The 15,111-nt window shown below is 70.5% G+C and carries 13 protein-coding genes and 1 tRNA gene; 10 read left to right on the top strand and 4 right to left on the bottom strand.

Annotated features, from left to right (window positions below):
- Positions 1-30: 30 nt before the first annotated feature.
- Positions 31-738 carry a helix-turn-helix transcriptional regulator gene (locus K2F47_RS07890; protein ID WP_242902095.1) on the bottom strand — a complete coding sequence of 236 codons (708 nt, stop codon included), beginning with the start codon at positions 736-738 and terminating at the stop codon, positions 31-33.
- 54 nt (positions 739-792) lie between these two features.
- Between K2F47_RS07890 and K2F47_RS07895 the strand changes: the two genes are divergently transcribed.
- A complete protein-coding gene (locus K2F47_RS07895) occupies positions 793-1,347 on the top strand; it encodes a type 1 glutamine amidotransferase domain-containing protein (protein WP_242902096.1) in 555 nt (184 codons plus the stop codon).
- 110 nt (positions 1,348-1,457) lie between these two features.
- On the top strand, positions 1,458-2,879 hold the full coding sequence (pyk, locus tag K2F47_RS07900; RefSeq protein WP_242902097.1) for a pyruvate kinase: 1,422 nt from the start codon (positions 1,458-1,460) through the stop codon (positions 2,877-2,879).
- 334 nt (positions 2,880-3,213) lie between these two features.
- On the opposite strand, the gene K2F47_RS07905 is transcribed toward pyk, so the two are convergent.
- Positions 3,214-3,286: transfer RNA gene (locus K2F47_RS07905), tRNA-Leu, on the bottom strand.
- Positions 3,287-3,406: 120 nt separating this feature from the next.
- Between K2F47_RS07905 and K2F47_RS07910 the strand changes: the two genes are divergently transcribed.
- From K2F47_RS07910 to K2F47_RS07935, 6 genes are all read left to right on the top strand, one after another.
- Positions 3,407-4,000, top strand: coding sequence for an ANTAR domain-containing response regulator (locus K2F47_RS07910; protein WP_242902604.1), 594 nt, complete (start codon positions 3,407-3,409; stop codon positions 3,998-4,000).
- Between the two features lie 283 nt (positions 4,001-4,283).
- The gene (locus tag K2F47_RS07915) at positions 4,284-5,456 is read left to right on the top strand and encodes a branched-chain amino acid ABC transporter substrate-binding protein (RefSeq protein WP_242902098.1); all 1,173 of its coding nucleotides are present in this window, start codon (positions 4,284-4,286) and stop codon (positions 5,454-5,456) included.
- 108 nt (positions 5,457-5,564) lie between these two features.
- Entirely contained in the window at positions 5,565-6,530 is a 966-nt protein-coding gene (locus K2F47_RS07920; RefSeq protein ID WP_242902099.1) for a branched-chain amino acid ABC transporter permease, read from the top strand.
- Positions 6,527-7,684 carry a branched-chain amino acid ABC transporter permease gene (locus K2F47_RS07925; protein ID WP_242902100.1) on the top strand — a complete coding sequence of 386 codons (1,158 nt, stop codon included), beginning with the start codon at positions 6,527-6,529 and terminating at the stop codon, positions 7,682-7,684. The genes K2F47_RS07920 and K2F47_RS07925 overlap by 4 nt, the downstream gene beginning before the upstream one ends.
- A gap of 47 nt (positions 7,685-7,731) precedes the next feature.
- The gene (locus tag K2F47_RS07930; RefSeq protein WP_242902605.1) at positions 7,732-8,472 is read left to right on the top strand and encodes an ABC transporter ATP-binding protein; all 741 of its coding nucleotides are present in this window, start codon (positions 7,732-7,734) and stop codon (positions 8,470-8,472) included.
- Positions 8,462-9,271: an ABC transporter ATP-binding protein gene (locus K2F47_RS07935; protein WP_242902101.1), complete on the top strand. Its 810-nt coding sequence runs from the start codon at positions 8,462-8,464 to the stop codon at positions 9,269-9,271. Before K2F47_RS07930 ends, K2F47_RS07935 begins: the two co-directional genes overlap by 11 nt.
- Positions 9,272-9,359: 88 nt before the next feature.
- Here K2F47_RS07935 and K2F47_RS07940 read toward each other — a convergent pair whose 3' ends face one another.
- Complete coding sequence (locus tag K2F47_RS07940) at positions 9,360-9,917, bottom strand: DUF4352 domain-containing protein (protein ID WP_242902102.1); 558 nt, start codon at positions 9,915-9,917, stop codon at positions 9,360-9,362.
- A 267-nt stretch (positions 9,918-10,184) separates the two neighbouring features.
- On the bottom strand, positions 10,185-10,538 hold the full coding sequence (locus tag K2F47_RS07945; protein ID WP_372490836.1) for a PaaI family thioesterase: 354 nt from the start codon (positions 10,536-10,538) through the stop codon (positions 10,185-10,187).
- Positions 10,539-10,675: 137 nt separating this feature from the next.
- Here K2F47_RS07945 and polA point away from each other — a divergent pair, with 137 nt between their 5' ends.
- Both polA and K2F47_RS07955 read left to right on the top strand, forming a co-directional pair.
- The gene (gene polA / locus K2F47_RS07950; RefSeq protein WP_242902103.1) at positions 10,676-13,366 is read left to right on the top strand and encodes a DNA polymerase I; all 2,691 of its coding nucleotides are present in this window, start codon (positions 10,676-10,678) and stop codon (positions 13,364-13,366) included.
- 635 nt (positions 13,367-14,001) lie between these two features.
- Entirely contained in the window at positions 14,002-14,931 is a 930-nt protein-coding gene (locus K2F47_RS07955) for a polysaccharide deacetylase family protein (RefSeq protein ID WP_242902104.1), read from the top strand.
- The last annotated feature ends 180 nt before the right edge of the window (positions 14,932-15,111 follow it).

Raw genomic sequence — 15,111 nt, forward strand, 5'->3', positions numbered from 1 at the left:
GACTCTTGCCCGCTCCCTGAACCGGGGAGGTCACAGGAGGGCGCGGATGGGCTCGCCCGCCAGGTCCCGCACCTCGTGCGCGAGGTGCGCCTGGTCGGTGTAGCCCGCCGCGTACGCGACGTCCGCGAGCGGCTCCCCGGCGCGCGCCAGCCGCAGCGCCCGCTGGAACCGCAGGACGCGCTGGAGCGTCTTCGGCCCGTACCCGAACGCCGCCAGCGACCGGCGCCGGAGCTGCCGCTCGCCCATCCCGAGCTCGTCGGAGACCGCCCGGACCGACCCGCGCGCCAGGCCCCGCACCACCGCCGGGACCAGCGGGTCGGCGGGCCCGGCCGCCTCCGCGCGCGCCGTCACGGCCGCCACCAGCGCCGCGCCGCGCTCCTCGACGGAGCCCGCGGCCGCGACCGCCTCCGCGAGCCGGTCGGCCTCCGCGCCCCACAGCTCCCGCAGCGGCGCCCGCACGTCCCGCAGGGCGTCGGCCGGCGCCCCCAGCACCGGCGGCGCCGCGCCCGGCCCGAACCGGACCGCGACCATCGCCTCGCCCGGACGGATCAGCGCCGGTGCCGGGCCGGTGTCGGGCCCGGCCACCAGGAGTCCCCCGCCCCACCAGACCAGGTCCACGCAGCCGTCCGGCACGACGCGCTGCACGTACGGGTCCGCGCCGGGCGGCAGCGCGGCCGTCCAGGCGCACACCAGCCCCGCGACCTGGAGCGGCGTCTCGCGATAGCCGGTCGGGTTCATGCCTCCTGCATACCATCGCGTTCCCCGGGCACGGGCATGGGGAGGGAGGACATCATGCCGACAGATCCGCACGTCAGGACCATCGCTTTCCTCTGCGCCCCCGAGGGCACCGAGCAGGTGGAGCTCACCGAACCGTGGAAGGCCGTCGAGAAGGCGGGCTTCACGCCGCGCCTGATCTCCACGCAGTCGGGGCGCATCCAGGCGTTCGACCACCTCGACAAGGCCGACACCTTCCCCGTCGACACCACCGTGGAGGTGTCGGGCCAGGACGAGTTCCACGGGCTCCTCCTGCCCGGCGGCGTCGCCAACCCCGACTTCCTGCGCACCGACCCCAGGGCCGTCGCCTTCGCCCGCTCGTTCTTCGAGGCGGGCAAGCCCGTCGCCGTCATCTGCCACGCCTCCTGGACGCTCATCGAGGCCGACGTCGTCCGGGGCCGCACCATGACCTCCTGGCCGAGCCTCCAGACCGACCTCCGCAACGCGGGCGCGTCCTGGGTGGACGAGGAGGTCAGGATCTGCGGCGCCGGGCCCAACGTCATGGTGTCCAGCCGGAAGCCGGACGACCTCCCGGCGTTCTGCCGGACCGCCGTCGAGGTGTTCGAGGGGTGAGGCGGCCACTTCTGGTCTAGACCTCTGACCTAGACCAATCGGTGAACCCGGGGTGACCACATCCTGCACTTATATCCGTACCGGCGGGTAACTAAGTTACGGTTGTGCGAGTGACCCGTCGAGCGAAGATTGTCAGCACCATCGGTCCCGCCTGCTCCGGCCCCGAGCAGATCACCGCCCTCGTCGAGGCCGGCGTCGACGTCGCCAGACTCAACATGAGCCATGGCGAGCACGCCGTCCACGAGGAGGTCTACCACCGGATCCGGGAGGCGGCGCAGGCCACCGGACGCGGCGTCGGCATCCTCGCCGACCTCCAGGGCCCGAAGATCCGCATCGGCCGGTTCCCGGACGGACCCGTCCGCCTCACCCTCGGCGACGAGTTCACCATCACCACCGAGGACATCCCCGGCAGCCGCCGCGAGGTCTCCACCACCTACCAGGGCCTCCCCGGCGACGTGAGCCCCGGCGACACCGTCCTCATCGACGACGGACGCGTCGGGCTGGAGGTCGTGCGCGTCGACGGCCCGCGCGTGCACACCACCGTCACCGTCGGCGGCATGGTCTCCGACAACAAGGGCCTCAACCTGCCCGGCGTCCCGGTCAGCGTCCCCGCGCTCACCGAGAAGGACGAGATCGACCTGCGCTGGGCGCTGCGCCTCGGCGTCGACATGGTCGCGCTCTCGTTCGTGCGCACGCCCGCCGACGCCGACATCTGCTACCAGATCATGGAGGAGGAGGGCGTCCGCGTCCCCCTGATCGGCAAGATCGAGAAGCCGCAGGCCGTGGAGCGGCTCCCCGAGATCGTCGCCGCCTTCGACGGCATCATGGTCGCGCGCGGCGACCTCGGCGTCGAGATGCCGCTGGAGCAGGTCCCGATCGTCCAGAAGCGCGCGATCGAGCTGTGCCGCGAGAAGGCCCGCCCGGTCATCGTCGCGACCCAGATGCTCGAATCCATGATCTCCGCGCCCCGGCCGACCCGCGCCGAGACCTCCGACGTCGCCAACGCCGTCTTCGAGGGCGCCGACGCCGTCATGCTGTCCGGCGAGACCAGCGTCGGCCAGTACCCGGTCGAGTCCGTGCTGACGATGAGCCGCATCGTCAGCACGGCCGAGGAGGCCGCGCTGCACGCCACCCACACCCTCGACCGCATCCCCGAGACCGTCGGCGGCGCCATCGCCCGCGCGGCCGCCGAGGTCGGCGCCACCGTCGGCGCCGAGGCGCTGGTCGCGTTCACGATGTCCGGCGAGACGGCCCGCCGGCTGTCGCGCTACCGGTCGCCGATCCCGCTGCTCGCCTTCACCTCGGTCCCCGCCGTCCGGGGCCGCCTCGCGCACGTCTGGGGCGTGGAGACCTTCATCGTCCCCGAGGTCAACCACACCGACGACATGGTCGGCCAGGTCGACCACGCCCTCGTGGAGATCGGCCGCTGCCAGAAGGGCGACCGCGTCGTCGTGGTGGCCGGCTCGCCCCCCGGCACGGCCGGCTCCACCAACGCCCTGCGCGTCCACAACATCGGCGACACCCCGTACTAGATCGGCGCCGATCCGCCCGCGCTCCCCGCGTCGCCACGGACGCCGCCGTGCCGCCCAGCCCCGGCCGCGGCGTCCGTTCCCGGCGTCCGTCCCCGGCGGCGGCGCGCGTTCGCGGCCGCGCGGACGCCGCGTCCGCGAAATCACCGCGCGGTCTCATTTCCACGTCGCTCCGGATACCCCGCGCGGCGCCTCGTTGCCTCGGCCGGCCGGACCTGCCCCGGCGCCGCCATCGCGGGCAGGCGCGCCGAAAGGCATCGTTGATGGTCAGGGGATTTCGGGGGCGCGCGGCGATCGCCGCCAGGCCGGGTGCAGGGTGTGGAGTGGAATGGAGAGGTGCCCCGAGTGGGATTCGAACCCACACTAAACGGTGTTTGAGACCGCTTCCTCTGCCATTGGGATATCGGGGCTTATGTCTCGCTAAAGCGGACATACCGGCTTTGATGCTCCGCCCACCCGCTGGGGGCGCCCTGGCCAAGACCAGCGTAGCGGGTCCCGGTAGGCTCGTGCGCGTGGAGAGTGCTCGGCGCGTGGTGATCGCGGAAGACGAGGCCCTGATCCGGCTGGACCTGAAGGAGATGCTCCAGGAGGACGGCTACGAGGTCGTGGGCGAGGCCGGCGACGGCGAGACGGCCGTGCGGCTGGCCGGCGAGCAGCGGCCCGACCTGGTGATCCTGGACGTCAAGATGCCCGTCCTGGACGGCATCTCCGCGGCCGAGCGGATCTCCGCCGAGCGGATCGCCCCGGTCGTGATCCTCACCGCGTTCTCGCAGCGCGAGCTCGTCCAGCGGGCGACCGACGCCGGCGCGATGGCCTACCTGGTCAAGCCGTTCTCCAAGAGCGACCTGGCGCCCGCGATCGAGATGGCCGTCAGCCGCTACACCGAGCTGCGCGCGCTGGAGGCGGAGGTCGCCGGCCTCCAGGACCGGCTGGAGACCCGCAAGCTCGTGGATCGCGCCAAGGGCCTGCTCCAGGAGGCCAACGGCTGGAGCGAGCCCGAGGCGTTCCGCTGGATCCAGAAGACCTCGATGGACCGCAGGCTGACGATGCGCGCCGTCGCCGAGGCCGTGGTGGCCGGGGCGACCGGAGGCGGGCCGGGGCGGGACGAGCCCGCCGCGGGCTGACTCCTCTCTCAGTCACGCTTTGTGTTGTCAAGACTTCACGCGGCTACCTTGTGCAACCCCCTGTCTTCACGTTCTGTAATCGTCCCTGGCAATGCCCTGTATCAGATGGGCACGGGGGAGTAACGAACGAGTAACCCTTCTATCCGGGGGTGCTGATCTGGGACGGCTCCACGGTGTACGACATAGCTGGTCCCCGAGTGACCGATTCCTCCACCAGAGGTCGGCGTCGGGGTTTCACTCGTACCCGATCCCCTGCCGGATCCGGATGGAAAGGTTGGGCACCTTGCGGCGCAACAAGATGAGGGTGACCGGCGCGGTGGCGGTGAGCGCGGTGCTCGCGCTCGGCGCCGTGTCCTGCAGCGACGACGACGGCGGCTCCGGTGGCTCCGGCGACGAGATCACGATCGGGTTCATGGGCGACCTGACCGGTGAGAACTCGGGTCTGGTGGTTCCGCCCTTCCAGGGTGCGACGCTGGCGGTCGACCAGTACAACGCCACCAACCCGAAGATCAAGATCAAGCTGAAGCGGTACGACACCCAGGGCAAGGCCGAGCAGGCGACGACCCAGGTGCAGGGTGCGATCAAGAACGACAAGGTCGTCGGCCTGATCGGCCCGGCGTTCTCGGGCGAGTCGCAGGCGGCCAACCCCATCCTGAACGAGGCGAAGATCCCGAGCGTCACGCCGTCGGCGACGCAGACCGACCTCGCCGAGAAGGGCTGGAAGTACTGGCACCGCGTGGTGGCCGACGACGCGACGCAGAGCGTCGGCGCCGCCGAGTTCCTCGCGAACGCCGGGGTGAAGAAGCTCTTCACGGTGTCCGACAACAAGGACTACGGCCTCGGCCTGGCGGGCGCGGTCGGCAAGGCCATGCAGGCCAAGGGCGCGACGGTCCAGAGCGACGCGGTGAACGACAAGGGGACCGACTACTCCTCGACCGTCAACAAGATCAACCAGGCTAAGCCCGACGCGGTGTACTTCGGCGGCTACTACGCGGTCGCGGGCCGGCTGTTCAAGCAGCTCCGCGAGGGCGGCTACAAGGGCAAGATGATGTCCGGCGACGGTTCGCTGGCGACGGGTCTGCTCGAGGGCGCCGGCCAGGCGAACGCGCAGGGCACGCTGCTGAGCTGCGGCTGCCTGATCGACACCGCGGGCAAGACGAACGAGCAGACCAAGAAGTTCGCGGCCGACTACAAGGCCAAGTTCAAGGCCGACGTCGCCATCTACTCGACCGAGGGCTACAACGCGGCGACGGCGTTCATCGAGGTCATCAAGACCGGCAAGAAGTCCAGCGAGGACATCAACGAGGGTCTGAAGTCGGTGAGCTTCCAGGGGATCGGCAAGCCGATCAAGTTCGACGAACACGGTGAGCTGGCGGCGCAGGACATCTACATCTACGAGGTGAAGGACAACACGATCCCGCTGCTCGGCAACAGCAAGGAGGCCAAGGTCGCGTAGGCGTCACCACGCCCTGCACGACCCTTCCCCCGGTTCCGGGGGGCCTCTGATGGCGCGGGAGCGGGAGCGCTACAGCGCTCCCGCTCCTTTTACCAAAGGCGACCAAAGGTGTTCGACGACTTCATCAACCAATTCTGGCCGTCGACCGTCGACGGGCTGTCGCTGGGTGCGATCTACGCGCTGGTGGCGCTCGGCTACACGATGGTCTACGGCGTCCTCCGCCTGATCAACTTCGCTCACGCCGACATCTTCATGGTCGGCACGTTCGCCGCGCTGTGGACGGTCCGGTCCCTGGGGGTCGACCAGGTCGGCGGGCTCGCCCTGATCGGCATGGCCGTGATCATGGCCGTGGTCGCCGGGGCGGTGGCCGGCGGTAGCGCCATGCTGCTGGAGGTGGTGGCGTACCGACCGCTCCGCAAGAGAGGGGCGTCCCGGCTGGCGGCGCTGATCTCGGCGATCGGTGCGTCGATCGTCATCCAGCAGCTCTTCGGCACGGTGATCATCCGGCATGTGTTCGGCACCTCCAAGTCGGGGGGCAAACTCGACGTCAACGAACACTTCCGGAAGCTCACGACGGTCATCGACATCGGACCGATCCACGTCACCAACGACAAGCTGATCGTGTTCGTCGGCGCCATCCTCATGATGGTCGCGCTCGACCAGTTCGTGAACCGGACCAAGCTCGGCCGAGGCATCCGCTCGACCGCGCAGGACCCGGAGACCGCGGTGCTGATGGGCGTGAACATCGACCGCGTCGTCATGACGACGTTCCTGATCGGCGGCATCATGGCGGGCGCCGCCGCGGCGCTGTACATGGTGCGCTTCGAGCAGACGAACTACTTCGTCGGGTTCCTGCTCGGCATCAAGGCGTTCACGGCGGCGGTGCTCGGCGGGATCGGCAACATCCGCGGGGCGCTGGCCGGCGGCTTCGTGCTGGGGTTGCTGGAGACCTACGGATCCAGCTTCTTCGGCTCGGGCTGGCGGGACGTCGTCGCCTTCTCACTGCTCATCCTCGTCCTGATGTTCCGCCCCACCGGAATCTTCGGTGAGTCACTCCAGCAGGCGCGCGCATGAACCTCTCCAAGAAGGCGAACGCGACCGGCGACTCCGCGGCCTCGGGCTTCTCGCTCGACCGTGTCCGCGACGCGTGGGCGGACGCGCCCGGGTGGGCGCGCTGGATCGCCTACATCCTGCTCATCATCGGCGGCCTGCTGCTGCCGAACCAGGCGATCGGCTCGTTCATGGCGCCGAGCAGCACCGACTGGGCGTCGATGCTGAGCGACCAGATCGGCATCTACGTGCTGCTCGCGCTCGGCCTCAACGTGGTGGTCGGCATGGCGGGCCTCCTCGACCTCGGGTACGTGGCGTTCTACGCGGTCGGCGGGTACACGATCGCGATCTTCGCCTCGAAGCACGGCTGGTCGTTCTGGGAGACGCTCGTCCTCGCGATCGTGCTCTCGTCGCTCGCGGGCATCCTCCTGGGCGCGCCGACGCTGCGGCTGCGCGGCGACTACCTGGCGATCGTCACGCTCGGCTTCGGTGAGATCGTCCGGGTGACGGCCGAGAACAGCACGTACGTCAACGGCCCGCGCGGCATCCAGGGCATCCCGCACCCGCCGACGCTGTCGGAGTTCGAGATCATGGGTGTGCAGCCGCTCAAGTACGGGCTGCTGGACTCGCGGCCGTACTACTACCTGCTGCTGTTCTTCATCATCCTGACGATCATCTTCGTGAAGCGGCTGGACCGGTCGCGGGTGGGCCGCGCGTGGGCGGCCATCCGCGAGGACGAGGACGCGGCCGAGCTGATGGGCGTCCCGACGTTCAAGTTCAAGCTCGCGGCGTTCGCGATCGGCGCGGCGATCGGCGGCAGCGGCGGCGTCGTCTTCGCCGGCAAGCAGACATCGATCAACCCCGACACCTTCCCGTTCCTCGTGTCGGCGCTGATCCTCGCGGGCGTCGTGCTGGGCGGCTCGGGCAACATCCCGGGCGTGATACTGGGCGCCTTCGTGGTCGCGTGGCTGCCCGAGCGGTTCCGCTTCATGCAGGACTACCGGATGCTGATCTTCGGTGCCGCGCTGGTGCTGATGATGATCTTCCGTCCGGAGGGGCTGTGGCCGTCCCGCCGCCGCAAGGCCGAGTTGGCGGAGGGCACCGGCGGCATGGGCAGTATGGGAGCCGAGGTGGCCGGGCCCGGCCAGGCCGCCGCCGCCGGGGAGGTGGGCAAGTGACCGAGGCGAGCGGGCGGGCGCCGGTGCTGGAGCTGCGCGAGGTCGTCATGCGCTTCGGCGGCGTCGTCGCCCTGAACAAGGTCGACATCACGATCGGCAAGGGCGAGATCTTCGCGCTGATCGGCCCCAACGGCGCCGGTAAGACGACGGTGTTCAACGTGACCACCGGCGTCTACCGGCCGACCGAGGGCGAGGTGGTGTTCGACGGCAAGCGGATCGACGGCAAGAAGCGCTACCGCGTCACCAAGCTCGGCGTCGCGCGGACGTTCCAGAACGTCCGGCTGTTCCACAACATGACGGCGCTGGAGAACATCCTCGTGGGCACCGACTCCCACCACCGGACGGGCATCGCCGGGGCGTCGCTCGGCCTGCCGTGGCACCGGCGCGAGGAGCGCCAGGGCCGCGAGCGGGCCCGCGAGCTGCTGGAGCTGGTGGGGATCTCGCACCGGGCCGGTGAGGCCGCGAAGAACCTCCCCTACGGCGACCAGCGGCGGCTGGAGATCGCGCGGGCGCTCGGCACGGACCCGAAGCTGCTGCTGCTGGACGAGCCGGCCGCCGGCATGAACCCGGCGGAGAAGATCGGTCTCCAGGAGCTGATCCGCACGATCCGCGACACCGGCGTCACGGTGCTGCTGATCGAGCACGACATGAGCCTCGTGATGGGGATCAGCGACCGGGTCGCGGTGCTGGACTTCGGCCAGAAGATCGCCGACGGGCTGCCGGCCGAGGTGCAGAACGACCCGCGGGTCATCGAGGCGTATCTGGGGGCTCCGGCCGATGCTTCTTGAGATCGAGGACATCCACGTCCACTACGGAAAGATCGCGGCGCTCAAGGGCATCACCGCGTCGGTCGACCAGGGCGAGATCGTCACGCTGATCGGCGCCAACGGCGCCGGGAAGACGACCACGCTGAAGACGATCTCGGGGCTGCGCTCGCTGACGTCGGGGCGGATCCGGTTCGACGGCAACGACATCAGCTCGCTCGCGGGCCACAAGCGGGTGCTCGTCGGCATCGGGCAGGCGCCGGAGGGCCGGGGGATCTTCCCGGGCATGACGGTGGAGGAGAACCTCCTGATGGGCGCCTTCGCCCGCAAGGACGACTCGTCCAAGGAGCTCGCCGAGGCCTACGAGCTGTTCCCCCGGCTCGCCGAGCGCAAGTCGCAGGCGGGCGGCACCATGTCCGGCGGCGAGCAGCAGATGCTCGCGATCGGGCGGGCGCTCATGGCCAAGCCCAAGGTGCTGCTGCTGGACGAGCCGTCCATGGGACTCGCGCCGATGCTCGTCCAGCAGATCTTCACGATCATCCAGGAGATCAACCGGCGCGGCACGACCGTGCTGCTGGTCGAGCAGAACGCCCAGCAGGCGCTCCAGATCGCGCACCGCGCGTACGTGCTGGAGACCGGGCGGGTCGTGAAGACGGCGCCCGCCGGGGACCTGCTGGACGACCCCGAGGTCCGCGCGGCCTACCTGGGCGGCGACCTGGGCGACGGCGGCAAGGGCGACGAGGGCGGCAAGGGCGTCTCCGGCCCTGAGGCGGCTCCTCGCGACACGCGGCCGGACGCGCCGTCCTCGGGCGGCGCCGGGTAGCGCGCGCCCCGCAGGCGATCATGTGGGGCGCCCGCCGCCTCCCGGTCCGTCCGGGAAGCGGCGGGCGTTCCGCCTACCGGCCGGAAGGTCAGGGGAGCGGGATCTCGGCCGGGGGCGGGTCGCTGACGGCGCCCACCGGCGGGGACCCGTACAGCCGGACGGCCTTGGCCTTCGAGCCGCGCGGCACGTCGAACCACAGGTCGAACTCGCAGCGCATCGCCGCGCCGACCGACAGCCGCTCCGGCTGCCGCTTGATCATGGTGGCGTTGACGTCCGGCGTGTACACCTTGCCGTCGGTGGTGACGAGCCGCTGCTTCCAGGTGTCGAAGACCTGGATGTCGCGGCCGGTGTTCACCGTGAGCAGCCGCAGGCGGGTGAACGCGCCGTGCGCGCCCATCACGCCGTGGGTGCCCATCACCTCCGTGATCTGCTCGCGGAACCCGATCACCGTGAACTGCATGTCGGCGCTGCGTCCGGTCTTGCCGGTCGTGGCCGCCTCGGACTCGCGGACCTTCTCGGCCGGGATCGCGTAGGTGGTCGCGGAATCGTGCTTCTCGCCCGAGCAGCCGGCCAGCGGCACGGCGGCGGCGAGCGCCAGCGCGAGGGCGGCAGCGGAACGCATGGACGGGCGCAGGGACGGGCGCATGGACGGAACGTACGGCCGATCTCCGTGCGGGTGGAACGTCCACGAGCGGATCGCAACCCAACCGCGACCCCGGGGATGGAACGGGCCGAGGGAGGGGACCGGGGGAAGGCGGGGACCGGGGGAGCGGGCCGGGCATGCAGAAGCCCGGGATCACCTTTGGGGCCGTACGAACCTTCCCCGGGCGCGTACGTTGTCTACTCGGTGATCCCGGGCCGTTCCGATCCACGCTACAGACCCGGGGCGGTCAATCGCAAAGGAAGCGGTGGATCAGGTGCCGGGGAGGTCGCGGAGCATGCAGGTCAGCCGCGCGGTGCAGACCCGCCGGTCCTGGTCGTCGGTGATCACGATGTCGTAGGTGGCGAGCGTCCGCCCGCCGTGCACGCGGGTCGCGACGCCGGTCACATAGCCCTCGCTCGCCGACCGGTGGTGGGTGGCGTTGATCTCGATCCCGACCGCGATCCGGGACGGCCCGGCGTGCAGCGCGGCGCCCGAGGAGCCGAGCGTCTCGGCCAGCACGCAGGACGCGCCGCCGTGCAGCAGCCCGTACGGCTGGGTGTTCCCCGCGACCGGCATGCGTCCCACGACCCGCTCGGCGCTGCCCTCCAGGAACTCGATCCCCATGGACTTGGCCAGGTCACCGTAGGAATGGTCGTCCAGACCCGAGAGGATCCTGGCATTCCGCTCGGTCGCGGTCTCGCCGCCGGTGTCGCTCACGAAGCCTCCACAAAAGTGTCCCAGGCGCAGACTAGAGTCCTGGTGTGGCGACCACAGCATCGACCCCTGACAAGCGTGACCGGCTCCTCCTGCTCGACGGGCACTCCCTGGCCTACCGGGCGTTCTTCGCCCTGCCCGTGGAGAACTTCTCCACCACCGACGGGCAGCCCACCAACGCGGTGTACGGCTTCACGTCCATGCTCATCAACGTCCTGCGCGACGAGCAGCCGACCCACATGGCGGTGGCCTTCGACCGTTCCGAGCCGACGTTCCGGCACGAGCAGTACGTCGAGTACAAGGCGGGCCGGGCCAAGACCCCCGACGAGTTCCGCAGCCAGGTCAGCCTGATCTTCGAGGTGCTGGACGCGCTGCGCGTCCCGCGGATGTCGGTCGCCGGGTTCGAGGCCGACGACATCATCGCCACGCTGTCGGTACAGGCCACCGCGGCCGGCCTCGACACCCTGGTCGTCACCGGCGACCGGGACGCCTTCCAGCTCGTCGACGAGCACGTGACGGTCCTGTACCCGGTGCGCGGCGTCTCCGAGCTGGCCCGGATGGACCCGGCCGCCGTCGAGGCCAAGTACGGCGTCCCGCCCGAGCGCTACCGCGAGCTGGCCGCGCTGGTGGGGGAGAGCAGCGACAACCTGCCCGGCGTCCCAGGCGTCGGCCCGAAGACCGCCGCCAAGTGGCTCGCCAAGTACGGCGACCTCGCCACCCTCGTCGAGCGCGTCGAGGAGATCAAGGGCAAGGCCGGCGACAGCCTGCGCGAGCACCTCGCCGGCGTGCTGCGCAACCACCAGATCAACAAGCTCGACACCGACGTCGGCCTGGAGCTGACCCCGCCGCAGCTCACTATGGGCCAGTGGGACCGCGAGGAGATCCACACCCTGTTCGACTCGCTCCAGTTCCGGGTGCTGCGCGAGCGCCTGTACTCCTCGATCTCCGCCGCCGAGCCCGAGGCCGACGAGGGCTTCGAGGTCGAGCTGGAGGCGCTGGAGCCCGGCGCCCTCGGCGCCTGGCTGGAGGCCAACGCCGGCGACCGGCTCGGCGTCGCCGTCACCGGCACCTGGGGGCGCGGCACCGGCGAGCTCACCGCGCTCGCGCTGGCGTCCAAGAAGGGCCCCGCCGTCCACCTCGACCCGGCCGAGCTGATCGAGGACGACGAGCGCGCACTGGCCGCCTACCTCGCCGACGCGTCCCGGCCCAAGGCCCTGCACGAGGCCAAGGGCCCGATGCTCGCGCTCGCCGCCCGCGGCCTGACGCTGGAGGGCGTCACCAGCGACACCGCCCTCGCCGCCTACCTGGCGCTGCCCGGCCAGCGCACGTTCGACCTGTCCGACCTCGTCCTGCGCTACCTGCACCGCGAGCTGCGCAACGAGACCGAGGACTCCGGCCAGCTCACCCTCGACGGCTCCGGCGAGGAGGAGGCCGCCGAGGCGCTCGCCGTCCGCGCCCGCGCCGTCGCCGAGCTCGCCGACGTCCTGGACACCGACCTCGACAAGCGCGGCGCCACCCGCCTCCTGCACGAGGTCGAGCTGCCGCTCGTCGGCGTCCTCGCCGGGATGGAGCGCGCCGGGATCGCCGTCGACGCGGGCCACCTGTCCGGGCTGTCGGCATCCCTCGGCGCGCAGGTCAAGGAGCAGGAGCGCGGCGCCCACGAGGCGGTCGGGCGCGAGTTCAACCTCGGCTCCCCCAAGCAGGTGCAGCAGGTCCTGTTCGACGAGCTGAACCTGCCGAAGACCAAGCGCACCAAGACCGGCTACACCACCGACTCCGAGGCGCTCACCACACTGCTGGAGAAGGACGGCCACCCCGTCCTGGAGCGCATCCTGCGCTGGCGCGAGGTCGCCAAGCTCAAGAGCATCGTCGACTCCCTGATCCCGATGGCCGACGACGCCGGGCGCATCCACACCACCTTCAACCAGATGGTCGCCGCCACCGGCCGCCTCTCCTCCACCGACCCCAACCTCCAGAACATCCCGATCCGCACCGCCGAGGGCCGCCAGATCCGCGAGGCGTTCGTCGTCGGCGACGGCTACGAGTCGCTCCTCACCGCCGACTACTCCCAGATCGAACTGCGGATCATGGCGCACCTGTCGGAGGACGAGGCGCTGCTGGAGGCGTTCGGCTCCGGCGCCGACTTCCACACCATCACCGCCTCCCGCGTGTTCGGCCTGCCGCCCGAGCAGATCGACTCCGAGCTGCGCGCCCGCATCAAGGCGATGAACTACGGCCTCGCCTACGGCCTGTCGGCCTACGGGCTCTCCCAGCAGCTCCGCATCTCCCCCGACGAGGCGCGCGGGCTCATGGAGGAGTACTTCCAGCAGTTCGGCGGCGTCCGCGACTACTTGCACGACATCGTCGCGAGGGCCCGCCAGGACGGCTACACCGAGACGATCCTCGGCCGCCGCCGCTACCTGCCCGACCTCAACTCCGACAACCGGCAGCGCCGCGAGATGGCCGAGCGGATGGCGCTCAACGCCCCCATCCAGGGGTCGGCCGCCGACATCATCAAGGTCGCGAGCCTCGACGTCGACCGCGCCCTGCGCGCCGCCGACCTGCGCTCCCGGATGCTCCTCCAGGTCCACGACGAACTGGTCTTCGAGGTCGCCGCCGGCGAACTCGACGACCTCAAGGCCCTGGTCAGCGCCCGGATGGCCGGCGCCTACGAGCTCCGCGCCCCGCTGGGCGTCTCCATGGGCACCGGCCGCACCTGGCAGGACGCTGCTCATTAGATTGCAATCCCGGCCCAGCGTGCTCGCCTGGCGGCTCGCACGCTGACCGTGCTTGTGCGAGCGCGGATCGCTTCGCGATCTTCGCGGTGGGGGCTCGCCTTCGGCTTCGCCCCCACCGCTCAGCTAGCGCGCTCGCGTGACGGCTGAGGTTTCTCCACGGCCCGTTCTTCTCTGGGCTGTGATGGGGTGGCTGTTCTGTGTACCCGTGGTCGCTTTGGTGTGTCCTCGGCGTCGGGGGTGTCGGGGGATTTGTTGCGGTTTGAGTGGTGGGTTTACCGGGGGTTTTCGGACTTGGGGTGATCCCGTGTGCGGGCGGGGCGGTGCGGGGGGATGCGGCGGGTAAGCGAGTAGGTGTCCATGGATGTCCGGGGCGCTCTACGCTGTCCCTGGTCGTGCTTCAGGTCCTGTTCCGCGTCGAGGACGGGGGGAACGTGCCTCTCCTACACAAGATCGCCGGAGTTGTGATCATCTGCGCCGTGGTGCTCGGGCTCACGCTGCCGGGGGCGAGACGGGGGCACGACAGGAAGGAGCCCACGGCCACGCAGGCGGGGGCCGTCGGCAAGGCCACGCCCAGCGGGCGCGCGGCTCCTGGGGGTGGCGTGAAGGATCGGCCCGCCGGGTCCTCGGCCACGCCCGTGAGTCCCACGCCTTCGGCCACCGCACCGATTCCGGCGGCGGCGCCGGGGGCGGTGGCCGCGAAGGCCAACGAGCTGGGCCAGGTGCCGGTGCTCATGTACCACCGGATCATGAAGAAGCCCGAGCTGTCGCTGGACCGCTCGTCCAAGGAGCTGTACGACGAGCTGACGCGGTTGGCGCGGAGCGGGTACGTCCCGGTCACGGCGGCGGAGTTCGTCGGCGGACGGTTCGACGTGCCCGCCGGGAGGCACCCCGTGGTCCTGACGTTCGACGACAGCACCCCCGGCCACTTCGGGCTCGACGCGCGGGGCGACCCGAAGCCCGACACCGCCGTCGCGGTCATCGAGCAGGTGGCGCGGGAAAACCCGGGCTTCCGTCCGGTGGCGACGTTCTACCTCAACAAGGACCTGTTCCAGCTGGGCGAGGCCGAGGCGGCGGCGGGCGTCAGGTGGCTCGTCCAGCACGGGTTCGAGCTGGGCAACCACACGACGACCCACCCCGATCTCGCGGGCATGTCCGAGAAGCAGGTCCGCGACGAGATCGGCGGGATGGAGGACGAGATCCTCCGCGTCTCAGGGACGCACACCAGCACGCTCGCCTACCCGTTCGGGTCGGCGCCGCGCAAGAAGGCGTGGGCGCGCGAGGACGCGCGGTACCGCTTCCAGGGGATCTTCCTGGCCGGCTGGCGGCCGTCGGAGTCGCCCTTCGACGAGAAGTTCGACCGGTGGGCGATCAACCGCGTCCGGTCGGAGGGGAAGATCGCCGAGAACGACTGCAAGCGGTACTGCTCGACCGCTTGGCTGGAGTACCTGGACAGGAACCCCGATGAGCGGTACACATCTGACGGTGATCCCGACACGGTCACGATTCCGAGGGCTGCGCAGGACCGGATCGCCAAGGATTACAGGGCCCGCGCCCGTGTCTACTAGCCGGGAGCGCGTGAAAGCGGATTGACCACGAGAGATTGGTCCCATATCCTGATCGCTGCGCTGTGGGCCTGCGTGCGCTTCGGACGGAGCAGGCTCGCGCTCGGTCAGGTCGGCGACATCGGTTCGGTACAACGACGGGGCAACCGCCCGCGTCCCCTTCCGGTTCTCGGCAGGGCGGAT

This window comes from Actinomadura terrae (genome assembly GCF_022751215.1).
Classification (GTDB): domain Bacteria; phylum Actinomycetota; class Actinomycetes; order Streptosporangiales; family Streptosporangiaceae; genus Spirillospora; species Spirillospora terrae.

Coding starts and splice junctions, on each gene's coding strand:
- K2F47_RS07890 (WP_242902095.1), bottom strand. CDS start 738: ATGAACCCGACCGGCTATCGCGAGACGCCGCTCCAGGTCGCGGGGCTG.
- K2F47_RS07895 (WP_242902096.1), top strand. CDS start 793: ATGCCGACAGATCCGCACGTCAGGACCATCGCTTTCCTCTGCGCCCCC.
- K2F47_RS07925 (WP_242902100.1), top strand. CDS start 6,527: ATGAACCTCTCCAAGAAGGCGAACGCGACCGGCGACTCCGCGGCCTCG.
- K2F47_RS07935 (WP_242902101.1), top strand. CDS start 8,462: ATGCTTCTTGAGATCGAGGACATCCACGTCCACTACGGAAAGATCGCG.
- K2F47_RS07930 (WP_242902605.1), top strand. CDS start 7,732: ATGCGCTTCGGCGGCGTCGTCGCCCTGAACAAGGTCGACATCACGATC.
- K2F47_RS07945 (WP_372490836.1), bottom strand. CDS start 10,538: ATGGGGATCGAGTTCCTGGAGGGCAGCGCCGAGCGGGTCGTGGGACGC.
- K2F47_RS07940 (WP_242902102.1), bottom strand. CDS start 9,917: ATGCGCCCGTCCCTGCGCCCGTCCATGCGTTCCGCTGCCGCCCTCGCG.